Here is a 22,070-nt window from a genome sequence, read left to right as displayed (position 1 = left end):
GCCTGCCGACCTCGTTCCCGACGATTCCTGGGAGTGCATAGCTCCGTTGTCTCCTGGCGACGGACGGCTCGGCGACCGATGGCTCGCACGTCACAGCGCTCAATGGGGCTCACACCGGACCATCACCCGTCGACCGAGGCCGGCCGGACAGGAAGCCTCACCTGATGATCTACCGGCACGGCGCCGCACTCGCCGGCACGCTCACCGGCGGCAACCGCCACGACGTCGGCAGCAACGGCACTTTGCCGTCGCCCGCCGTCCACGAAGCCCCGCCCCGCCCCGCCCCGCCCCGCCCCGCCGACATGGTCCAGGGGGCCCGGTTCCAGGCCGACGCCCTTCTCGGACCCCCCGGCGGTGTGGTGACCCGGCCGGTCGTCACTTGGAGCCAGGGGCGTCCCACCGCAACCGTGATGGCCGAAAATGTGTCTCTGATCCTGTGCTCGATGCTCCGGGGCGGATGAGGTACCGGGGCACGGCGGCCTTGGGGGACGGACATGAGCGCTTGGGCGGTGCCGGGATACACCGATTCGCTGGAACTCGGTTCGGGGGCGAGCGGACGGGTCGTGCTCGCCGTTCATGTGGAGACCGGGGTTCCGGTCGCGGTGAAGTACCTCAGCGACTCATTGCGCACCCGGCCGGGCTTCGTGCAGGGCTTCCGCTCGGAGGCGCGGCTGCTGGGCGGGCTGGGGAGTCCGCACGTCGTCGGCCTGTACGAGTACGTCGAGAGCCCCGACGGGGCCGCGATCGTGATGGAGCTGGTCGACGGCATCTCACTGCGCACCCTGCTGATCAGGCAGGGCCCGCTGGTGCCGGAGGCGGCGCTCACCGTCCTCAAGGGATCGCTGCTGGGGCTGGCCGACGCGCACCGGGTCGGTGTCGTCCACCGCGACTACAAGCCGGAGAACGTCCTGGTCGGCACGGACGGGTCCTCCCGCCTCGTCGACTTCGGCATCGCGGTGGACTCCGGCGTCAGCGCGGGCATCGCCGGGACCCCGGCCTATATGGCACCGGAACAATGGACCGGCGCGCCGGCTTCGCCCGCCGCTGATGTGTACGCGGCCACGGCCGCCTTCTTCGAGTGTCTGACCCGCCGTAAGCCGTACCAGGGCGAGAACTTCGCCGAGTTGGCGCTACGGCACCTGGACGCGCCGATTCCGGTGGAGCAGGTACCGGAGGACGTACGGGGTCTGGTGGCGCGGGGCCTGGCGAAGAACCCGGCGGAACGGCCCACACACGCCGCGGAGTTCGTGCGGGAGCTGGAGGTGGTGGCGGGGGCGGCGTACGGGCCGGACTGGGAGGAGCGCGGCCGCAGGGCGCTCGCCGCCCTGGTTGCGCTGCTGCCCCTGCTCTTGCCGTCGGGGCGTACGTCCCCCACCTCCACGACGGACTTCGCCCGGACGGTGCTGCGTCAGCCCTCCGTGGGAGGCCGGCTGCGGCCGTGGCTGCCGGGCCGGGCGGGGCTGGTGCTGTCGGCGGCCCTGGTGCTGCTGGGCGCACTTCTGGCGTACGGTGTCCAGCCGGACCCGACCGCTGCCCCGCCTGAGGCGGCGCGGGTGCTGGCGACGACCAGCGCGGGGCCCGGGACCGACCCCGCCGCGGAGTCGAGCCAGCCACCCACGCCGTCGGCCACCACGACCGCGCCGACTACCCCGACCGCCCCCGAGTCACCCACCGATCCGGCCACGCCGTCGACCCAGTCTCCACCGGTCGATGAGCCGGACCCGGTGACCACGACCCCGACCACCCCTGACGTCGATCCGCCGCCGGCCGTCAAGGACATCACCGCGGACCTCCGGACGACCGGCCCCACGACCGCCACGGCGACGTTGACGATCACTACGGACGGCCCCGGGCCGCTCACCCTCACCGTCGAATGGTTCACCAGCGAGGAGCCCGGCGGCCAACTGACGCCCGACGGCCCGGCAGACACATTCGAGCGCAGCGGCGCGAGCAGCTACACCGTCACCGTCGAGCACGCCTTCCAGAAGGATTACTGCTCCTGGTGGACCGTAAGGGCGACCACTGACCCGGCGTCCGCCGACGGCGAGGCGACCGCCCAGTCGCAGCTACGTGGGTGTCGGGCGGAGCCGAAATGACCACCCCCGAAGACCAGGTTCCCGAGGAACCCACCCGCAGACTCGACCCCACCGAGGCCGAGTACAGCGCGACGGTGTTGGCCAGTCACTGGTTCACGCGCCCGGAAGAGGAGGGGGCCACGGCGACGGTGCCGGAGCAGGGGAAGCCCTCCGTGACGGTGCCGGTCGGGGGGTTCACCCGCCCGCGGTCGCAGGTGTCCCCCGCGACGGTGCCGGACCGCATGGAGGGCACCGTCCTGCGCTTCGGCCCCGGTGTCACGGCCGCAACAGCCCACCGCAACCACAGCACGCTGCCCGTCACGCTCCCACCGTCCCCGCCCGTCCCACGCAGCAGCCCACGCCGCTACGTGCTCCCGGCACTGGTCCTTCTCTGCGTCCTCGCCTTCCTGGCGTGGCACCGGCTCGGCCCCTCGGTGGAGGTACGCAGCGTGTCGGTCACCGCCCGACCGGCAGAGCTGGGCTGCGGCGAGACCGCGCAGATCCTTGCCCAGGTCACGACGAACGGCCGCCCGGGCACGTTCAGCTACCGCTGGTTCCGCAGCGACGGCACATCCTCGGACGTCCTGCGCGAACACCTGCCCCGCGGGCGACGTCACGCCACCCTCAGCCTCCTGTGGACCTTCGAGGGCAAGGGCCACCACGCCGGGCGAGCGGAACTCCGCGTCCTCACGCCGTCGGTGCGCACGGCCGTCACGAGGCTGACCTACGACTGCCGATGACTTCGCGATGGCCTGTTCGTCCGAAGTGTCCACCACAGCAGGCGCGTTCCGCGCCGATGCCCTGGTGAGAACGTGCCGAAGCAGGCCTGGACCTCGCCGTCGGCCAGGCCGCCGTACACGCCCGGGGCGGCCGCAGACCTCCGAGCCCGGCCTCCTAGGCAGGGCATGACATCCGGGACCGGTGCCGGCGTGAGGCCGTGATCGCCCTGATAGGGGTGAAGCCAGACCTTCAACCTTGGGCCCGGCGATACGAAACGTCGACCATGTCGAGGTTTGACGGCGCCCGTCAATGCGGCCGCGGAACAGCGCGCCAGACGCATGCCTGCCGGCCGGCGTGCGCTTTCGCGAGGCCGTACCCTTCTGGGAGTGCATCGCATCGCCGTCGGGCCAGATCAGCCCTGGGGCCTGTTGCGAAAGTGGATCTTCTGTCAGACCTGCCTGGGATGCTCTGAGCATGGAGATGACAGTGCAGCTGACGATCGACTGCTCCGATCCGCGGAGAATGGTGACCTTCTGGGCCGAGGCCCTGGGCTACGTGCCTGAACCTCCGCCGGGCGGCCACGCCACGTGGCGTGCCTACTGGGCGGCCATGGGGGTGCCCGAGGAAGAGTTGCCGGCCGGTGCCGGGGATTTGCCGGAGTCGATCATCGATCCCGCGGGACGCGGACCGAGGGTGTGGTTCCAGCAGGTTCCGGAGCCGAAGGTCGCCAAGAACCGCTGGCACTTCGACCTGAAGGTCGGTGGGGGTCGTGACGTCCCGCTGGACGTCCGCATGCAGAGGGTCAAGGCCACGGTGGAACGGTTGGTCAAAGCCGGTGCCACCGTGCTGCGGATCAAGGATGAGCCTGACATGGGGTTCTATGCCGCCGCCATGCAGGACCCCGAGGGCAACGAATTCGACGTCGTCTGAGGGCCGTCGCGACGGTCCTGGTCACAGCGACTCGTTCGCGGCTGCGACCAGCACCGCGTCGCCGCGTAGCGGACGGAGAGCTCGTCGTACCTCGTGGCCACTGCCGGGTGCCTTTCAAGTCGGTTGATCCCGCACTCGACGGCTTGGCTCTCGCGGTAATCCTTCGCGTCGAACGCGGCGGTCGGCCGCCACGGGAGCCGAGCTTCCTGTGGTTGCGGGCCTGGTCAGCCTTGTATGGGAGATGGTGCAGCGGATTCCGCGGCGGCGCAGGTGGGCGCGGTTCTTGCGGGAGGAGTACGCCCGATCGGCGCGTACTCGATCGGGGCGGACGCGTCGCCCGCCCGATCCGATGCGGAGTACGCGGGCATTCTCCCGCAATGCCAGCGCGTTGAACTGCAGGTTGGTGCTCGACTGGACCGTGACGCGGCTCTCCCGGATTCCCTCTGGAACCGGCTGGAGGTAGAAGTTGATGGCGCCGGCCTGCCACCCCCAAACGGGCACTGCGGGGGTTCCAGTAGCGTCCGTTCCATGCATGCTCTCGATGCCCTGGTCCGCCTTTGCCCGCCGCCTGCCGAACCGCCGCCCTCGGTGGACTGGGCGCGGGCCGAGCACGCCCTGGGTACGGCTCTGCCCGCCGACTACAAGCAGCTCGTCGCAGCATTCGGCGACGGCATCTTCGACGACACGATCTGGCTGCTCGTTCCCGACTCCGCCTACGGCGACTGCGACCTGCAGGCGCAGACGACGGAGCGGGACGAGATATTGGCCGACCTGTGGGAGGCGGGCGAGGAGAAGCCCGCCGGCCTGCTCGAGGCGGGAGCACGGGTCCTGCCGTGGGCCTTCGAAGAGGGCACAGGGGCGTTCCTGTACTGGCTGGCGCGGCCCGGTCAGCAGCCTGACGAGTGGACAGTGCTCTACAACGAGGGGCGCGGCCCACTGTGGGAGCACCACGGCATGGGCTGCCTGGCCTTCCTGCTGGCGGTGCTGACAGGAACGGCGGAGACGGAGTACTTCGGTTACCTCCATGACGTGTTGAAGCCAACCGAGCACCGCTTCGCGACGGCCGACGAGACACTTGGAACGTCACCGCGCTGACGCCGACCAGCAGCTCCCGCCGACCGGTTCGCGGCTGCTGCTCGATAGCACCTTGGTACGACCGCGCGGTCGGCTGACCGTGCGGCGGCGCCAGGTATCCATCGCACTCCACCTCGGGCCTGCCTTCTTCCTCTGGCCCCTGTGATCCGCTAGCTCAAGTGATGTTGTGCCCAATCGGAGACACTGCTGAGCCGGACGGCGGCTTTGACAGGGTCACCGGTTCGGGTGGGCTGGCCCACCTCGAGGTCATGGCCGGTCAGGCCGCTTTCGTCCTCGACAATGCAAGCGATGCGATAGGCCAGTTGCATCACTTCCAACGCCGCCTCACCCGAGTGGCGGTAAGCGACCTCGATGTGGGCTGTGTCCCCGCAGTAGTCGAGCTGCACGCGTCCCGGCGGACCGACCGTCTCAAGGGTGAGGCTGTACAGGTACTCCTCGGACTCGACAGGACCAATGTCCCGCGAGGCTCGGCCCACGATCCGGTCCCACTCGTTCCGTTGCGCGTCGGTAAGCCGGAGCAGCGGCAGGTCGGCATCGGGATCGAAGCCGGCGTTGCGGCGGTCGAGCGTCTCCTGAAGCGTCAGACCCGGCGGCACCCGCACGAGCACGATGTCGTAGGTCACCTGGTGAACCTACGCCGCCTTCCGCTCCTCGGCGACGGCATTGACCCAGCCTCCAGAACTTACTCGGGTGATCCAAAAAGGGCCCGACTCGAGGACGGCGGGCGCATAGTGCTCGGGTAAGTCCTTTTCGACGGACGTATGGGGCAGGGTGGCGCACTCGGCCAGAAGGTCGACGAGCGGGAAGGCCCAGGCCGTTACGGTGTCCAGCCATCCCGCGGTCCAGGCGGACGGAGCCGATTCCCGTGTTGCGCCGGGTCTACCGGATGGCAGCCTTGCGCTCTCACGGCACGCCGACGCCCGTGCCGCAGCAGGGTCCATCACGATCAGGAGAGGAGCCGCGCGAGTCGAAGTCCCTGGTCCGCGTTGCAGGAGTCAGACCTGCACGAGGGCATCGGGGTCGACGTCGCAGCGGACCACCTTGGCAGCCAAGTCGGCGCCGCCGACCGGTACTTTTGCGGTCACCTTGCCCCTCGCAGGCACCTGGACCTCGTGGAAGAGAGCCACGACCGTGCCGCCATTCGCGTCGAGGAAGGCGACGTGGACGTCGAACCGCATGGACTTGCTGTTGGGGTTGCTGACCTGGACGGTGGCGTACGGCGTTGTCGCGTCGGCGCACTTGATCAGACGCACGGTTCCGTCCTCCTCGGACTTCGTGCCGCCCGTCGCGGACGGCGACGACGTGGAGCGGTGAGGCCGCCGCGTGTAGCCGCTGCCGCCAGACGACGACCCGGACGAACTGCCGTACACGTCGTCGTCATCGCCGTACGTGGACCCGGAGCTCCCGCCCCCGGACGTCGACGAGTTCGACGAACTGTCGTGGTTCTGCGAAGAACTGCTGCATCCGCCCCCGCCACTGCTGTGCCCCCGAGAGTGCCCGTGTCCCCGACCCGTCGAGAAACCCGTCAGGGCCAGCACCACTATGCCCGAAACCGCCGTCAGCTTGACTCCCCGTTTCATCACGACGAACACCCTACGCACCACTCGGCAGGCGCCACGCACCCGGCGTAGTTCTGTGGCGAGACCTCAACATCTGGACGACGGTGCCCAGGGGTTCGGACGGCGGCGGGCGGGCGGGCACCACAAGGTCGTGTGCACCATTTCTCAGCCGGTCTGGACCAGGACCCTGCGGCAAGAGCGCTCGGCCGGCCAACGAAAGCAGTCATGCACACCAAGCCGGAGCGATCCCCGAGGGGAAGGGAAGCCATGCCGGAAAGCACGTCATGGGCCGTCGCCCACCGACAACAGGCCGTTCAAGAACTAGTCCGTCGCGGGCTGCACGGCTTCAACCCCTTGGGCCTGGCCAGGTGTTGCAGCACCAGCGGGGAGGCGGTGGGACTGGCGCCGCGATCAGCGGTGCCGGGCGCCGCCGTCGACATGGACCGTCTCGCCCCTCACCCATCCCGCTCCCAGGAGCCACAGGGCGGTGTCGGCGACGTCCTCGAGCGTCCCGACCCTGCCTGCGAGGGAGGCCGCGGCAGCACTGTCGTACAAGGCACGGCGACGCTCGTCCGGAAGCCTGTCCCAGGTGCCGGAGTCGGTGATACCGGGCGCGATGGCATTGACACGCAGCGGCGCGAGCTCGACGGCCAGGTGGGTGACCAGCGCGGCCAGAGCAGCATTCGCAGTGCCTTTGACGACGGTGCCGGGCTTGGGCTTCCAGCCCACAATGCCGGAGAGGAAGAGGAACGATCCGTCGGCGGGCATCCGTGGGGCGAAGTGCTTGGCCAGCAGCAACGGGCCGACGACCTTGGCGGAGAACGCGGCCTGGATCTTGTCGTGTTCCAGATCCGGCACCGGCACGTCATGGTGAGCCGACGCGGTGGAGATCACGTGGTCGAAGGCGCCGAGCGACTCCGCGGCCCGCGCGATGGTGGTCTCGTCGGTGACGTCGATCCGGACCTGGGAGCCAGACCGTGCGGCGACGACGACGTCGGCGCCGGCCTGCTCGGTGCGCCGGACGATCTCAGCGCCGATACCGCGGGCCCCGCCGACGACCAATATCCGGTTGCCTGTGAAGTTCTCACTCATGACCGCGACGGTATACATTTGCTACCGGTATCTTCAACGCTACCGAGGGGACCCCCATGGGCAAGGCGTACAACGTCATGGCGGCGACGTGCCCGAGTCGAACCGTGCTGCACCGCATCGGGGCGCGTTGGACGGTGTTCGCCATCAACGCGCTGGAGGACCGACCGCTGCGGTTCACCGAACTCAAAGCGCACATCCGCGGGATCACCCCCAAGGCCCTCACGGAGACACTGCGCGCCATGGAGACGGACGGCCTGATCACCCGCACCGACCTGGGCGGCAACCCGCCGCACGTCGAATACGCCCTGACCGACCTCGGCCGCTCCCTGCTGGTCCCCCTGCGTGCCGTACGGCAGTGGGCCGAGACGCACGTCCCCGACATCCTCGCAGCGCGCGAACGAGCCGGCGTCGAGAAGGCCGCGGGCTGACGATGCCTCCCCGAACGTCGGCAACAGCGCAGGGCTCCGACGACAGCCGTCATGCCGGGCCTCTCAAGCGGTCCAGTCGCACAGCGGGAGCGTCCGGCAGCGCTCCTGGCCTGCGGCGCGACGACGGCCACGAGGAGCCACTCACGTGCGCGCTCGGCACGCAGCCGTATCCCGACAACAGCCGGTAGGCGCGCAAGAACCAGCGCTCGGCTGCGGCCGTGTTCCAAGCACCGCGGTGACAGCGTCCCCGTCTCGCCGCAGCAGAAGCCGCCGGCACCGGCTTCGCCCTTCGACCTGCTGCCGTGGATCAACGACGACTCGGCGCTCAGTTCGGCAGGCTCCTCGCGGCTTCGACCGCATCACCGGCGGCGATCGACCGTGGATCCGCGGCCTCAAGAAGCGCCTCAGCGATACCCATTGAGCCGCCTGACGGGCATCTGGAACCGGGTCCAGGTGTCTTCGTCGACCTGGTCCAGCTGGGTGCCGGGTGAGCGCATCAGGTGGTTGACCGGCCGGCATTGGTCGAGGCAGGTCGCGGCCGTGACGTTGCAGGCCTTACCCACGCTCGGATCCCGGTAGCGTTGTAGATACCGGTATAGAATATATACCGTCTGGGTCGTGGCTCATTCCGATTCCATGGTCCGTCCCTCGATGGCTCGACACGGCCGCTTCGTCGCGGCGCTCGTCATCGACTCGATCGGTACCGGCGTCTTCATCCCCGTTACGATGCTGTATTTCCTGGCCACGACCTCGCTGTCGCTGGTGCAGGTGGGCGCGGCGCTGACGACAGCCGGGCTGCTGGCGCTCCCGGCAGGTCCTCTGGTCGGAGGACTGGTCGACCGGTACGGGTCCAAGCCTGTGCTGCAAGCGGCGAACCTGGCCCAGGCGCTCGGGTTCGCCGGGTATCTCGTCGTGGGTCAACCCTGGCAGATCGCCGTCTGCGCGTGGTTGAACAGCGCCGGGAGGGCAGTGTTCTTCGGCTGCTACGGCGTGACCGTCACGGCGCTGGCCGCGCCCGGTCAACGCGAGCGCTGGTTCGGCCTCCTCGGGTCCGTGCGCAACCTCGGGTACGCACTCGGCGGGCTCCTCTCCGCCGTCGCCGTCAGTATCGGTACTCACGGCGTCTACGCCGCGATCGTGGCCATCGACGCCATGTCCTATGTCGCCGCCTTCGCCCTGATGCGGGCCGTACCCAACACCCGCCCGGAAGGGGGTCACGACGCTGCCGGAGGCTGGCGGCGCGTACTCCAGGACCGGCGATACCTGTCGCTCGTCGGGCATCAACTGTGCTTCGCGATCTCGTTGTTCGCCCTCAACATCGCGATACCGGTCTACGCCGTGGACGTGCTGGGGCTGCCGGGCTGGACGGCCGGGGCGGTCTTCACGCTCAACACCGTGATGGTCGGCTTCGGCCAGAGCGTCGTCGTCGGTCGACTCAGCGGGCGAGTCCGCAGTCGCGTCCTCGTCGCAGGACACGCCTGCTTCGCTGTCGGCTACCTCCTGTTCCTCGCCGCCGACCGCGTCGCCGGGCCCACCCTCGCGGTCGCCGTCGTACTGCTCGGTGCGAGCAGCTACACCCTCGGTGAAATCCTCGGCGGCCCCATCGCGTCGACGGTCGCCGCGGAGAGCGCCCCGGACGCTCTCCGCGGCCGGTACCTGGCCCTCAACCAACTCGCCGTGACTCTCGCCGGAGCGGTCACTCCGATCGCACTCTCCGGGTTGCTGTCCACGGGGGCAACGGCAATCTGGCTGACCCTGGCCGGCGTCAGCGCCCTCGGAGCAACGCTCGCCACCGTGATCGGCAGGACGGTGCCGGCCGCACAGAGCCGCATCGGAGATGTCCGGACGGCAGCGACGTTCTCCTAGGCGAATGCACTCCGCGAGCGCGGCGAGGACGTGGAAGACGGGTCGGCCGCCGGGGGTGGTGGTGTCCATGTTCTCGCGCAGCGAGGTGAAGCCGATCCACGCTCGCGCCCTCGGACCATGTTGATGAGGTCTTGGAGGCTGCGGCGGTAGCGGTCGAGGGAGGGGACGACGACCATGTCGCCCGCGTCGAGGAAGGTGTGACACGCCTTCTGCTCGGACGGACGGAGCGTGCCCTTGCCGAACTGCTTGTCCGCGAAGCTTCCGGCCGGCACCCGGGGGCGGTGAGCAAGTCGTGTTTCCACTGCAGGTCTTGCCCGCCGGTCGACACCCGGGCGTACCCGATCTTGATCTCGGTGCGCATGAGCGACTCGGCGACGAGCGCGTCCGCGTCGCCCGATGGGGAAATCCCCTTGCGCAATGGTCAAGAATCGTTGACCATTGCTTGCATGCCTACCGATGATCTTCCCGAGACGTTTCACGTCACCACGGACGAGCAGCTGCGCGCCGTCTCCAGTCTCACGCGCCACCGGATCATGGCCGTCCTCCGCTTCGAGCCGGCGACGATCACGCAGATCGCCGAACGGGTCGGCCTCGCCAAGGGGAGTTCCAGCTACCACGTGCGGCTGCTGGAACGGGCCGGACTGGTGAAGGTGGTACGGACGCGCAAGGTGCGGGGCGTCACCGAGCGGTACTACGCGATGGCCGCACGGTCGATCGTGCTGCCGGATCCGGGCGAGGGAGGCCCGGATGTGCTGATGCGCCATGCGGTGGCGGACCTGGAGGCATCGCCGAAGGACGGCGAGCGGCACGTACGGATGGCGCATCTGCGGCTCACCGAAGAGCAGTTCGCGCAGCTGGGGGCGCGGCTGCAGGCACTGGCGGACGAGTACCGGGAGCTGTCCGATCCGTCGCTGCCGGACGCGTCACTCGTCTTCGCACTGTTCCACCCGGCACCGCGCGACCAGGCCGAGGAGAACGCCAAGTGACCGCAGGTATGAGGAAATTGCCGACCGGATTCGGACGGCTCTGGACTGCGCAGACCGTGTCCTCGCTCGGTGACGGAGTGTCGCACGCCGCGCTGCCGCTGATCGCGCTGACGTTGACACGGGATCCGATGGCGCTCGCCGTCGTCACGGCCGCCGGGACGCTGCCGTGGCTGCTCTTCGGGGTCCTCGGCGGTGCGCTGGTGGACCGCTGGGACCGTCGCCGCACGATGTGGGTCACGGACGCGGCACGTGCTGTGCTGCTCGCGATACCGGCGGCAGCAGCCGCGCTCGACGTGCTGAGCATTGCGCTGCTCGCCGCCGTCGCCTTCCTCCTCGGCCTCGGCGGACTCTTCTTCGACACGGCCGCCACGGCCTACCTGCCGGATCTGCTCGGCCGCCACCCCGCGCTGCTGGAGCGAGCCAACTCCCGCCTGCGCGGAGCCCAGACCGCCATGTCCGGCTTCGCGGGGCCGCCTGCGGGCAGTGCGCTGCTCGCGCTCGGGCGGGCGGTTCCGTTGCTCGCCGACGCCGTGTCGTTCCTGCTCTCCGCGCTGCTCGTACGATCGCTTCCCGCCCTGCCTCGGCCCGTACCGGAGGTCCGCGAGTCGCTGCTTCGGCAGGCGCGCGCCGGAGCCTCCTACGTCTTCCGGGACCGTCTGCTGCTCGGGCTCGCGCTCCGCCCCGCGGTCGGGAACATCGCCTTCCTCGCCGTGGAGACCGTCCTCGCCCTCTTCGCGCACGACCGCCTCGGCATCGACACCTACGGCTTCGGCCTGCTTCTCACGGCGGAGGCCACCGGCGGTCTGCTCGGTGCAGGCATCGCCTCCTCCCTCGGTCGACGACTCGGCACCGGCACCGCCCTGACCTGCACGGCCGCGGTCGAAGGGCTTGCCATCCTGGGGCTTGCCGCTGCCCCGAACCCGTACGTGGCCGGGCTGGCGCTCGCCGTCTGCGGGGCCGGCATGGGCGCCACGATGGTGCTCGGACCCTCCCTCCGGCAGGCGATCGTCCCGGCCCACCTCATGGGCCGGGTCGCCTCCACCTCCCGCATGCTGGCCATGTGCGCCGCCCCCATCGGGGCCTTCGTCGGCGGCTGGCTGGCCACCGCCTACGACATCCGCACCCCGCTCTACGCCGCCGCCGGCCTCCTCCTGACGATGACGATCGTCACGGCATCCATGACCAGCAACCGCCGGGTCGAAGCGGCCCTCCGTGCCGCTGCCCCGGCCGACGATCCGGATCACCCGGCATCCAAGGCCCCCGCCCAGGAGAGTGCACCCGACGTGTTGTGACGCCTGCCGCGAAGGCGTCACAACACGTCGGGTGCCAGGCCCCCGGTGGGCGCACGGAGTGGCCGGGGCGGTCGCATGGGCCGGCCGCCAGTCCTCGTCGTCCTCGGCGGCGCCCAGCTTCACATGGCGGTTCTGTGACAACCCGCGCCTCCCGCCTACTTCACAGGTCAGCCGCCCCAACTCCACTGCACTCCCCCGTGGTTCGCCAGGCCACCGATGACAGTGCACGTCGCTGACCTGCGGCGACGAGTGTTGCGGGAGAAGGTGACATCCGCGTGCCGCGCAGCGACTGTGCGCATTCGGACGATCTCGTCGTCATCCGCCCCTCTTCCTCGACGGACATCGAGTCACTACGCCCTACTTCGGTGCCTGGAAGCCGCCGATCTCCAGCTCGAGCAGTTCGGCCAGCCGCAGCGGGGTGCGGTCCTCGAACATCGGACCGATGAGCTGCACGCCCACCGGCAGACCCTCGGCGGACCGACCCGCGGGTATGGCAGTGGCGGGCAGGCCGGGCATGGTGGCCAGACCGGCCCAGACGAGCTGGTCGAGGTACGGGTACTCGACGCCGTCGATGTCGATGCGCCGTTCCAGCAGATTGGGGTTGTGGTCGTGCGGGAACGCTGGCGTAGGCGTGATCGGGCACACCACGGCATCGAACTCGGCGAACAGCTGCCGCCAGCCGTGGCGGTGGAGTTCACGACAGTTGTTCGCCTCGATCCAGTCGCGGTGGCTGAACACCATGGCGCGCAGCCGCGCAGCGTCCAGGCTCCGGTCGTCTGCGCTCAGCCCGGCGACGCGGGTCTGCAGCTGCTCGTGCGATTCGACGGGAAAACGTGCAATGGAGCTCGAGATCAGCAATTGGGTGTAGAGCGTCGCCGCCTCGGTCAGGTCAGGCAGCAGCGGACTGTGGTGTTCGACGCGGGCGCCGCCGTCGACAAGGGCGTCGGCCACCCGGTTCACGCCCGCCCGCACGGCGGACCCGGTCGCAATGAGCGGATGGTCGTCGATGACCAGGACCCGGAAGTCGCGGAGCCGCTCGTGGCGCGCGGGCGGCAGCGTCAAGTCGTACGCGACGCCCAGCGTCAGGGGGTCCGGTCCGGCCATGACGTCGAGCAGGAGCGTGAGGTCGCGGGCGGTGCGCGCCATCGGACCGACGACGGCGAGGTCGAGGTCGGACGGCAATGCCGGCGCGGGCGGCGGGACCATGCCGCGGTTGGCCGCCAGCCCGAGTGTGGGCTTGTGTGCGTAGACGCCGCAGAAATGCGCGGGGGTGCGGAGCGAGCCGCCGATGTCGGAACCGATGGACAACGCGCCGAACCCGCAGGCCAGGGCCGCCGCCGAGCCGCCGGACGAACCGCCCGCCGCGCGACCGTGATCCCACGGGTTGTTGGTGGTGCCGTAGATCTCGTTGAAGCTCTGTATGTCTTGCAGCCCCAACGGCACATTGGTCTTGCCGAGCACCACCGCGCCGGCAGCCTTGAGCCGCGACACCTGTACCGCGTCCTCGGGCGGCACATAGTTCCGGTACTGCGGCATGCCCCAAGTCGTGGGCAGCCCGGCAATGTTGTAGGACTCCTTGACCGTCACCGGAACACCCAGCAGGGGCCCGTCCTCACCGCGGGCGCGCGCCTGGTCGGCACGGTGTGCGGCGGCCCGCGCACGGTCGAAGTCCGGCACACAGATCGCGTTGATCGCCTTGTCGTCCCGCTCAATACGCGCGATCGCCTCGTCAGTCAGTTCCGCAGAGGTCACTTCTCCGGCACGCAAGGCAGTCGAGAGTTTTTCGGCCGTCTGAAAATTCCACTCCATGAATCCGACCGTATCGGCCACTGGAAGAGGTCATAAAATACCGGTTCGCACAATGGATTTGGTGCCTCAATACTCGTGATCCTTTTCGGCCACAGACGATTCGCCTGACCGCCGGCGATGGCGACGCGCGGCGGTTTCGCGGTGAGCTGCCGGTTGACCGGACGCCGATAGGTTTCGTCGACCGGGTCGTTCAGGGCGAGGAGGGCAACGTGCCGGGCAGCTCCTCAGATCACCGCCGTCGGCGTCGAGGGCACCGTCGCGGCACGGCGCTCGACTTCACGCCCTCGCAGGCGGGCTTCACCGGTCGAGTGCCTCATCCCAGACGTCTCCGCCATCCGCCCAGGTCCATAGCCACTTACGCAGCGAGGACGATACGTGTGTCAGGCCGTCGTGTGCGTCATGGCCCCAGTCGGGAACCCAACCGTCCGCGTCGTAGAGCAGCACGGGGTTGCCGACCGCGGTGAGTGAGAGGTGCCACTCCATTGTGCAGCCGCCGTAAGCGAGGTGCAGCCAGGACGCCGGCACTCCACGTGTGCGGTTGCGCTCATGGATGCTGACCGCGTCTGGCCAGTGGCTCAGGTGCCCCGGAGCTCGGTTGCCGTCGGTGAGCGAGGCCAGACCGCTGTCGGGGCCGAAGCCTCCGTTGGCGACCTCGGTGTACACGCGCCGTAGAAGCTCGGGAAGGCGGCGTCCGATTCTGTGTTCTGCCTTATCGACATCCCCCATGGAAAGCGGCGGAAACAGCGGGCCGCGGGGAGCGTCAGCGTAGTAGACGGCCACCTCCTGGGCGTCGGACTTGAGCTGTACCGTCCCATCGCTGCAGTACGACCTGATGACGTCCTGGAGCTGCTCCAGTCGCGCGCTGCCGTAACGCTCGGATATCCACAGAACTGGAACGTCAGCGGTGTCGAATCGCCGACCCGGATCGCACGCCCGAGCACGCAGCTTCTGGATCAGCGCATCGTCGTCCTCTTCCTTGACACTCGGCTCGTCGACAGACTCCGGCCGGAGCGGCGCGGGACCACTGTGCGAAGGGGAGGTCATGCACGGGAGCCTAATGCCGAGCACTGACACGCTTCGGTGTGCGCCGACCGGGCAGCGGAAGGCGGCACTGTCCTGGCGCGGATCAGCAGGTGGAGAGGGGGGTGGGTACGGAGCCATTCGGCATCCCGGGATCCAGCGGATCCGGGGACCCCTATCCGGCCACCCCCCTTGGCCGCCGTGTTCCTCAGCGAGAACACTGAACCGGCTCATCCCTGGTCCGGAAGCTAACACCCGCCACTGACAACGGCCTTGTGGGGGCAGTTGGCACCCACGCCAATGTCGCAGACGCGTGCCAGAACCTGCGGGGAACTGCTGGGAACACCAGGTAACCAGTTGACCTTCCCACCAGGGGCCGACTCCACCCCGCCGCACGTCAGCGGATACTCCACCTCCGGATCACCTCAGCTTCCCAGGCCGAGGTCGCATCAGGGCACCGCAGTTGGCCTGCCGTGACCGGCCGTTGTCATGCACGATGACCATATGCACTACTTCAACGGGACGGGTTGGCTCGCGATCTTCACCGGCACGGAGACGACGATGGGGCGAACTGTGGACGTGGACGCTTGGGACGCGGCGACAGGCGTAGCCCTTGTGGTCGATCCGCAGCGCGGTACTCGGCTGCTGGTGACGGACTACCCGGACTTCTCGCACCTGGAGCGAGCCGACCAAGTGGTGGCCGCCATCCCCGGAGGAGGCAGGCGCGCGTACTGGAAGGACGAGGGACCCGCGAACGGGCCGCTGACCGAGCAGGTGCTGGCATGGCTCGTCACCTCCACGGGACGAGCCACCCCGATCACCGTCGACGGGTACGGGCACGTGGACGACGCCGAGAGCGCCGATCGCCTCATTCCGCCCGGGGAGGAGTGATGGAGCCTGCGCAGCATGGTGGATCAGGCACCCGTCGTGATTCTCGCCGGCGTTCCTGAGGAGACTGCCGAGCTCGCGGTGACGGCACTGCGCGAAGCCGGGGCTGTGGCTGAGATGCGGCGACGATCGGGACCGCGCTCCCCCGGCACTGCCGGGTGACGGCTCACAGGCGGCGCCGGCACAGCACCCCCCTCTACCAGCAGAGACCTTGCTCGATCAGGTCCCCGGCTTCCCTGTCACGCGCCACGACGCGATGTGCTCGCGTAAATATTGGGCGAGTTCGCTGGGGTGAAGGTCCAGTGCTGCCACCGCAGTTGTGTCGAGTTCGACTCGTATCGGCGAGAAGTCCCCTGTATCCGGGTCCTCCATCTCCGGGCCGGTGCGGCGGTTCAGGTCCATGTCCAGCACGTCAGCGCGAAAGTAGTGCTGCACGACACTGACCCGCTCGCCTGGTTCGGTCACGGTCAGGAACTCGGTGACCGGGCCGATGGTGGCACCGATCTCCTCCATGACTTCGCGACGTAGAGCAGCTTCGAGATCGGCGTCGTCGGCTTCGACGCCTCCGCCGACGGTTGTGTAGTAGGAGGGTCCATCTGGCCATCCTCGACGCAGAAACACCAGATGATCCCCGTCGAGCAGAACCGCGCGGACGTTGCGTCGGATCTTCATGCTCGCGACGATAGCCGGTTGGACCTCGCCGGCAACGCGGCTCGTCAGATCCTCATGCTGCTGTGCCGAACACTCAGGCTTCGGGCAGTTCTGGCACCACGCGAAAGCCAAGAGGTCCACGCCGGCGCTTCCCGGGGGTCAGTTCTGACCTTTCGGGTACCGGGCGTTGAAGAAGCTCATGACTGCCGCTCGATGGGCGTCGAGATTCACGACGTCTGCGGGAGATGCCGGGGCGAAGATATCGACTGTCTCGAAGCCTTCACTCCCCGGCTCCGAGTGGAGATCGTAGGCATGCCGGCCGTTGGTGAACTGCCTTAGCTGTCCGGAAGGGTGGACGTCGGGGCGGGCTCCCTGGCAGCAGAGCAGACGGCCCTCTCGCTCAAGGTGTCGCCGGGCCTGGGTGAGGCAGTCGAGATAGTCCACCCCACTGAACTCCACGGATGAGTTGGCGTCGAGAAGCGCGATGAGAGCGGTGGAAGCACCACTGAGGCACATCGTCACGTGGCGCACGATGCCTGCGGCGTCGACGGTTCGAAGGGGTATCTCCTCGGTCCACTTCGGCCAGGGAGCGCTGTTGTCGTCGGTGGTGTCCTGCTCGGACCGGCTGCTCATGCCACCCATGATCGTTGTTTTCGGCGGGCCGGGAAAGCTCGCGGCTTGTCGGCAGGACGCGCTCGCGGAGGAGGGCGAAGACGGGACGGACCCACGTCAAGTTCGGCCGAGGGTTTCGATTCCGGGCTTCGCGTAGGGCAGGCTCTGAGCAAGCGCCAGAAATACGCTCGAGAGGCGATTGCCCGGGGTCATAGGCAGCCATGACCATGCGGGCATGGACAGTGCGCTCATGGCGGCGGTCATCGGTACGGCGGGGGGTGGCCTGGCCACCGTGGGCGCGACATGGTGGCGGGGGCGGACCCATTTACGGACGGCGGCACGCCTCGTCTACGCAGAGCTGACCCGCGACAGCGCAGCGGTGGCGTACTTCCGCCAGACCGGCCACTGGGTGGCGCCGACGTTGTCGCGGGCTGCGTGGGACAGGCACGGTGCGGTGCTGGCGCGGCGGCGCCGAGGTGAGTCCTTCGAGAAGGTGCATCGGGGGTACGAAGCGCTGGAAGTCGCCCCGTTCATTGCCCACGACACCCTCTCCTCTGTCGAACGGGAAGAGTGGCTGCGGGTGGAACTCAAGCGACTGGTCACCGCGATCGAGGAGGTCGGGAGCATCGCGCAGGTGCCCAGACCCCAGGTCGAGGAGTGGACACAGCGCTTGAACGGCAGGGTGTCCCTCCGCCCCACGCCGCCACCTCAGCTTGGGTCCAGTGTGGTCTCGTTGGCGCTCTTGGAACGCTTCAGTGGCGGGATGACACCCGTGCGCATGTACGGAGGTCCCGATGTCAGGCTTCGGGACGGCGAGGTCGAATGGCTCACCGAAGAGGGCGCAAGCGTCGTCAACCACGTTGTCTTCGACGCTCGCGGCGAAGAATCCCTGGACACCCTGCCCGCGGTCCGCTGGACCGGTGGCGCGCCCAGTGACGACGAAGTCACCGAACAGGCGTACAACGGCCTCGTGGCGGTCACTCGGCTGGTGAGCGAGGTTTTCGGACGAGCTCGGATGCTCTCTACCGATGGCCCACTCGTGGCGGTGGTGCACTACGGGCGTGAGTTGTCCTACGGCGCATGGCATGGCACGCTCGCCGCCCTCGGTGACGGATACAGGTACTTCCGACCGTTCAGCTCTGGTCTTGAGGTGGTCGCGAGTGTCGCCTGGCATGGGGTAGAGGAAATGTCTCATTTCATCTACGAGGGGGAGACCGGAGCATTGGCTAACGCGGTGTGCGACGGCTTCGGCCTGCTCGCCAAGCAGTACGCACTGGGGCAGACGGCGGCAGAGGCGGACTGGCTGCTCGGAGCCGACCTTCTCACCGCCGAGGTCAACGGCAGCGCACTTCGTTCCTTCAAGGCACCCGGGACTGCCTACGACGACGAGGCCTTGGGCAAGGATCCGCAGCCTGCTCACATGGACCACTACGTTCACACGGAGCGCGACCAGGGGGGCGTTCACATCAACTCGGGGATCCCGGCGCACGCGCTCTATCTCCTGGCCACCAGCCTCGGCGGCCACGCCTGGGACCGAGCGGGCCGAATCTGGTGGGAAGCGCTCACCGGTGACGGTATGCGGGAAGGTGTGCTCTTCACCGACTGGGCCCGTCTTACCGTCGACGCCGCCACCACCCGCTATGGCGAACACAGCGAAGAGCACCAGGCTGTGCTTGCCGCCTGGGAAGCAGTCGGTGTGCCTGTCGACTCCGACGGTGACAGCTAGCCAGGCATGCCGCTCTCGTGCCAGAACGGGTGGGAACTCACGGGGGTGTGGCGGGGGAAAATATTGGATGAGTGAGCCCGAGACAGCAGTCCTGTCGTCTCAGCGCGACTTCCAGCAGCACGGTGCGGACGGAGGTGCGAGGATGCGCTCGTGGTAGCAGATGAAGAGTGGTCTCGGGTTCGGAGAGGGCTTCGCTTCGGTCAGGTTTTGGAGGGCACCGTCGTGAAGATTCCTCGCCCCGGTGCGATTGGGATCTTCGTGGACATCGGTCTGAGCGCCGGGGCTTCGTCGACGTGCTGTTGCTTCCAGAACAGAGCGATGACCGGCCGGTGGAAGGGGCCGTTGCCGATTTCGAGATTTGGTGGGCCGACAGCCGTCAAAGAATCCGACGGAAGCCGTCCTGATCTCGCTATCTGTGCAATGAGCTTTTTCAGAGTAGCCACTGATCGAGTGATGGCTGGGCCGAAACACGGTGGTTGTCACATGGGCGGGCTTGCTGTCGCTGTGGCCGGGCTGCATGCGTTGGACTTGACCAGCTGAACACCTTTGTCGCCGAAGCTGGTTGAGGCGGCCAGGGGTTGTCAGTGGCTGGTGACAGGATAACCGGCATGGTTTTCGTACGTACTACTCCGCCGCGGCCCGTCGACGTGACCGCGGTCTTTCCCGAGCTGGCGCCGTTGGCACGTCCTGCGATTCGGTTGCACCCTCGTCCCGGCTCGCCTTCGGTCGGGGAGAGCTCGGTCGGGGGGCCGTTGCTGTGGCCGACGGAAGAGCCATGGCCACACTGCGAAGCCTCGCACCTGCACGTGGACAGCGGGTTCCGCCGGTCGCCGGACGACTTGCGGCTCATGAGACGCATGCAGGCACGCTGGCACGGTGATCACGATGGTCCTGGGACAACGCCCGAGGAGGCAGCGATCAAGGAGCGGAACGCCACGAGGCTCGCGGAGCGATTCGCCGCTGGCCCGCCGCCCGCGGACTGCCCGGTCCCCATGCTGCCCGTGGCCCAGCTGTATCTGCGCGACATACCCCTGTTGCGGCCGCCGGGACAGGCCGATCTGCTCCAGGTTCTGTGGTGCCCCTACGACCACGATCCGCATCACAAGCCGTCGACCGCACTGTTCTGGCGGTCCGCCGCCGAGGTCGTCGACATCCTCGCCACACCGCCCGAACCGTACGAGGTGAACGATGACGGCTATCTGCCGGAGCCGTGCGTGCTGGCACCGGAAGCGATCACCGAGTACCCCGACAGCCTCGATCTGAGCCCGCAGCTGCGGCTGATGCTGGAGGACTGGAACAGATGGCAGGCAGCCGGCGCCGACGTGGACAGCTCCTACGCGGACTGGCCGCGGGACTTCTACGACATCCATCTGGCGGACTCGCCCGGATGGAAGGCCGGCGGCTGGCCGCCGTGGGGCCGCACCGATCCCAACCCCCGATACTGCACGGTCTGTGAGGTGCAGATGGTCCCGCTGCTGACCATCGCCTCATTCGAATGGGACGGCGGTGAGGGACACAGCTGGGCGCCTTGCGAAGATCAGGCCGCCGCCAACGCTGCCGGTCATTGCTGTGGCCAAAGCCCCTCGCGGCCGACCAAGGTCGCAGTCGGCAGCACCGACAACATGCAGATCTACATCTGCCCGGCCTCCCCCGAGCATCCGCACACCGACCTGATCCAATGAGCTGCCCGGCCTGTCACACACCGTCCCGCAGTCGCTGGCAGAAGTGCCGCCGCGTCAGGGGTGTGTGACAAGCCGTTCGCCCCACGGCGACGGGACCCGCAACGCACGAAGCTCCTGTGCCGTTGGGGGAGGTGTTCGAAGTCCCAACCCGTGGGCGCAGGAGCCTTGTTGGTTCCCCACCCGTGGTCGACCTGCTCGCAGCCAGAGCACCGGGCCTGCTCAAAGTCCTGCGTGAAGCCGACCCGGACTTCGTCCTTACTCGACGGAACGCTTGCAGCGTGCGACCGCCTGGGCGACGGCCCGGCGGACTACTCCGCCAAGCATCGCCGCCACGGCGTGAACGTCCAGGTGGTGACCGACCCGGCCGGACAGCTGCTGTGGATCTCGCCCGCCATGCCGGGCCAGACCCAGGACCTGACCGCGGCCCGCACGCACGGGATCATCCGCATCTGCGAACGCCAGGGCGTCCCGGTCCTCGCCGACCGCGCCTACATCGGCGGCTCTTGCTTCGGCAGGCCCTGCATATACCCGGAACTGTGGCTTCCACCACGGCGAATATCGTCTTGTCCTGGTGAGATCGCCGGATGCTCGGTTTCCTCCTCCGTCTCCTGCCGTTCTGGGTCCGCGAGCCGCTGCTCATCGCGATCGGGTCCGTCCTCGGCGTACGCATCATGTACCTCGCCGTCCGCGATCACGATCGCGTCGCGGCCGGTCTCGGCATGGTGTTCCTCGTGTTCACCGCAATACGCGTCTACGGGGTGGTCCGGGCCCTGCGCGCACGCCGGAACCCGGCTCCGCAGACTTCGGCGGACGGGCCGGCGGTCGATGCTGCCGCCCACGCCCACGCCCAGGCCCAGGCCCAGGTAGGAGCCGGGCCACGTCCCGGCCCGGACACTCCCCAGAAGGAGCCCGGTGCGTGGGGCCAGGCCGTCGCCGCCGTGGCCGTGGTCGGGGCACTCGCGGCCGCGCTGTGGGTGGCCCCACGCGTGATGCCGTCCGACGACAACACCCCGCAGCCCGCCTCGTGTTCGGGCGGAGAACACGAGGAGCTGCCGAAGGCCTACAAGGAGACGCCCCAGCCTGTGACGGGTGAAGAGCTGTGCCAGGCGCTCAACCGGCCAGACCTGGCCAAGCTCCTCGGCACGCCTGGAGAAACCGCGACCAGTGCTTCCGGCACCAGCAACACCGCTCCCCTGACGGATGGGAAGGTCGCCCAGCCGGAGGCCGAGGTCACGTTCGACACATACACCGTGAATGTCTCGGCCACCTACAACGAACTGACGACTGACCAGTACGTGAAGCTGATGAAGTTCGGGGATGAGACAGACATCAAGACCCTCACGGTTCTCGACCGGCCCGCGGTCCTCTCCTCGGATCACACCATGAAGCTCGAGATCGACCTCGGGAGCGGCGGATCCGGCGGACCGGTCGAACAGGGTCCCCTGGCCAGGACGCTGACCGTGGCCCTCGACCGTAAGGACCGGGGCGGCTACTGCGACATCACCGTGTGGAGCACGTCCGGAGCCCTCCCGGACGACAGCGTTCTCCTCGGCATCGCTGAGAAGGTTCTCCCGGCGATCCCCGAACGGCCTGCCCGATGAGACACCGAGAACATTTCAGCCGCGAAACGGCTGGTCCA

21 protein-coding genes and 1 pseudogene are annotated in these 22,070 nt (G+C 68.5%); 14 read left to right on the top strand and 8 right to left on the bottom strand.

The genetic code is table 11. From position 1 onward, the window contains the following. The first annotated feature begins 164 nt into the window (after positions 1 to 164). The 5 genes from ACZ4IF_RS43150 (at position 165) to ACZ4IF_RS43130 (ending at position 4,820) form a co-directional block, all read left to right on the top strand. Positions 165 to 461 (top strand): hypothetical protein, encoded by a 297-nt coding sequence (locus ACZ4IF_RS43150; RefSeq protein ID WP_467574326.1) that lies wholly within the window; start codon positions 165 to 167, stop codon positions 459 to 461. 33 nt (positions 462 to 494) lie between these two features. Further along, complete coding sequence (locus ACZ4IF_RS43145) at positions 495 to 2,096, top strand: serine/threonine-protein kinase (protein WP_467574323.1); 1,602 nt, start codon at positions 495 to 497, stop codon at positions 2,094 to 2,096. After that, complete coding sequence (locus ACZ4IF_RS43140) at positions 2,093 to 2,815, top strand: hypothetical protein (RefSeq protein ID WP_467574320.1); 723 nt, start codon at positions 2,093 to 2,095, stop codon at positions 2,813 to 2,815. The genes ACZ4IF_RS43145 and ACZ4IF_RS43140 overlap by 4 nt, the downstream gene beginning before the upstream one ends. Positions 2,816 to 3,269: 454 nt before the next feature. Continuing rightward, positions 3,270 to 3,725, top strand: a complete 456-nt coding sequence (locus tag ACZ4IF_RS43135) for a VOC family protein (protein WP_467574317.1) — start codon at positions 3,270 to 3,272, stop codon at positions 3,723 to 3,725. A gap of 528 nt (positions 3,726 to 4,253) precedes the next feature. Further along, positions 4,254 to 4,820 carry an SMI1/KNR4 family protein gene (locus ACZ4IF_RS43130; protein ID WP_467574315.1) on the top strand — a complete coding sequence of 189 codons (567 nt, stop codon included), beginning with the start codon at positions 4,254 to 4,256 and terminating at the stop codon, positions 4,818 to 4,820. Between the two features lie 149 nt (positions 4,821 to 4,969). Here the strand turns inward: ACZ4IF_RS43130 and ACZ4IF_RS43125 are convergent, their stop codons facing one another. From ACZ4IF_RS43125 to ACZ4IF_RS43115, 3 genes are all read right to left on the bottom strand, one after another. After that, entirely contained in the window at positions 4,970 to 5,443 is a 474-nt protein-coding gene (locus ACZ4IF_RS43125) for a hypothetical protein (RefSeq protein ID WP_467574312.1), read from the bottom strand. Positions 5,444 to 5,815: 372 nt separating this feature from the next. Further along, a complete protein-coding gene (locus tag ACZ4IF_RS43120; RefSeq protein ID WP_467574308.1) occupies positions 5,816 to 6,073 on the bottom strand; it encodes a hypothetical protein in 258 nt (85 codons plus the stop codon). Between the two features lie 717 nt (positions 6,074 to 6,790). After that, the gene (locus tag ACZ4IF_RS43115; RefSeq protein ID WP_467574305.1) at positions 6,791 to 7,471 is read right to left on the bottom strand and encodes an SDR family oxidoreductase; all 681 of its coding nucleotides are present in this window, start codon (positions 7,469 to 7,471) and stop codon (positions 6,791 to 6,793) included. A 56-nt stretch (positions 7,472 to 7,527) separates the two neighbouring features. Here ACZ4IF_RS43115 and ACZ4IF_RS43110 point away from each other — a divergent pair, with 56 nt between their 5' ends. After that, positions 7,528 to 7,899, top strand: coding sequence for a winged helix-turn-helix transcriptional regulator (locus ACZ4IF_RS43110; protein WP_467574302.1), 372 nt, complete (start codon positions 7,528 to 7,530; stop codon positions 7,897 to 7,899). Positions 7,900 to 8,303: 404 nt separating this feature from the next. On the opposite strand, the gene ACZ4IF_RS43105 is transcribed toward ACZ4IF_RS43110, so the two are convergent. Then, positions 8,304 to 8,462, bottom strand: coding sequence for a hypothetical protein (locus ACZ4IF_RS43105; protein ID WP_467574299.1), 159 nt, complete (start codon positions 8,460 to 8,462; stop codon positions 8,304 to 8,306). A 55-nt stretch (positions 8,463 to 8,517) separates the two neighbouring features. On the opposite strand from ACZ4IF_RS43105, the gene ACZ4IF_RS43100 reads away from it, so the two are divergent. From ACZ4IF_RS43100 to ACZ4IF_RS43090, 3 genes are all read left to right on the top strand, one after another. Further along, entirely contained in the window at positions 8,518 to 9,765 is a 1,248-nt protein-coding gene (locus tag ACZ4IF_RS43100) for an MFS transporter (protein WP_467574296.1), read from the top strand. Between the two features lie 446 nt (positions 9,766 to 10,211). After that, positions 10,212 to 10,751, top strand: a complete 540-nt coding sequence (locus ACZ4IF_RS43095) for an ArsR/SmtB family transcription factor (RefSeq protein WP_467574293.1) — start codon at positions 10,212 to 10,214, stop codon at positions 10,749 to 10,751. A gap of 17 nt (positions 10,752 to 10,768) precedes the next feature. Next, entirely contained in the window at positions 10,769 to 12,043 is a 1,275-nt protein-coding gene (locus ACZ4IF_RS43090) for an MFS transporter (protein ID WP_467574368.1), read from the top strand. A 357-nt stretch (positions 12,044 to 12,400) separates the two neighbouring features. Here the strand turns inward: ACZ4IF_RS43090 and ACZ4IF_RS43085 are convergent, their stop codons facing one another. Both ACZ4IF_RS43085 and ACZ4IF_RS43080 read right to left on the bottom strand, forming a co-directional pair. Further along, complete coding sequence (locus ACZ4IF_RS43085) at positions 12,401 to 13,852, bottom strand: amidase (RefSeq protein ID WP_467574290.1); 1,452 nt, start codon at positions 13,850 to 13,852, stop codon at positions 12,401 to 12,403. Between the two features lie 297 nt (positions 13,853 to 14,149). Further along, a complete protein-coding gene (locus tag ACZ4IF_RS43080; RefSeq protein WP_467574287.1) occupies positions 14,150 to 14,896 on the bottom strand; it encodes an SMI1/KNR4 family protein in 747 nt (248 codons plus the stop codon). 480 nt (positions 14,897 to 15,376) lie between these two features. Between ACZ4IF_RS43080 and ACZ4IF_RS43075 the strand changes: the two genes are divergently transcribed. Next, on the top strand, positions 15,377 to 15,763 hold the full coding sequence (locus ACZ4IF_RS43075) for a hypothetical protein (protein ID WP_467574284.1): 387 nt from the start codon (positions 15,377 to 15,379) through the stop codon (positions 15,761 to 15,763). 216 nt (positions 15,764 to 15,979) lie between these two features. Here the strand turns inward: ACZ4IF_RS43075 and ACZ4IF_RS43070 are convergent, their stop codons facing one another. Together ACZ4IF_RS43070 and ACZ4IF_RS43065 are read right to left on the bottom strand one after the other, a co-directional pair. Next, entirely contained in the window at positions 15,980 to 16,432 is a 453-nt protein-coding gene (locus ACZ4IF_RS43070) for an NUDIX domain-containing protein (RefSeq protein WP_467574281.1), read from the bottom strand. A gap of 138 nt (positions 16,433 to 16,570) precedes the next feature. Beyond that, on the bottom strand, positions 16,571 to 17,044 hold the full coding sequence (locus ACZ4IF_RS43065) for a hypothetical protein (protein WP_467574278.1): 474 nt from the start codon (positions 17,042 to 17,044) through the stop codon (positions 16,571 to 16,573). Between the two features lie 214 nt (positions 17,045 to 17,258). On the opposite strand from ACZ4IF_RS43065, the gene ACZ4IF_RS43060 reads away from it, so the two are divergent. The 4 genes and pseudogenes from ACZ4IF_RS43060 to ACZ4IF_RS43045 all read left to right on the top strand — a co-directional run bounded on the left by ACZ4IF_RS43060 (position 17,259) and on the right by ACZ4IF_RS43045 (position 22,032). Beyond that, a complete protein-coding gene (locus ACZ4IF_RS43060; protein ID WP_467574275.1) occupies positions 17,259 to 18,749 on the top strand; it encodes a M4 family metallopeptidase in 1,491 nt (496 codons plus the stop codon). Between the two features lie 608 nt (positions 18,750 to 19,357). After that, positions 19,358 to 20,431, top strand: a complete 1,074-nt coding sequence (locus ACZ4IF_RS43055; protein ID WP_467574365.1) for a hypothetical protein — start codon at positions 19,358 to 19,360, stop codon at positions 20,429 to 20,431. Positions 20,432 to 20,613: 182 nt separating this feature from the next. Further along, positions 20,614 to 20,929: pseudogene (locus tag ACZ4IF_RS43050) on the top strand (transposase family protein); the annotation flags it as partial. 86 nt (positions 20,930 to 21,015) lie between these two features. Further along, a complete protein-coding gene (locus ACZ4IF_RS43045; RefSeq protein ID WP_467574272.1) occupies positions 21,016 to 22,032 on the top strand; it encodes a DUF6215 domain-containing protein in 1,017 nt (338 codons plus the stop codon). Positions 22,033 to 22,070: the final 38 nt, after the last annotated feature.

It is taken from the genome of Streptomyces sp. NPDC025784, assembly GCF_055558435.1.
This window is presented reverse-complemented; position numbering and strand designations above follow the sequence as displayed.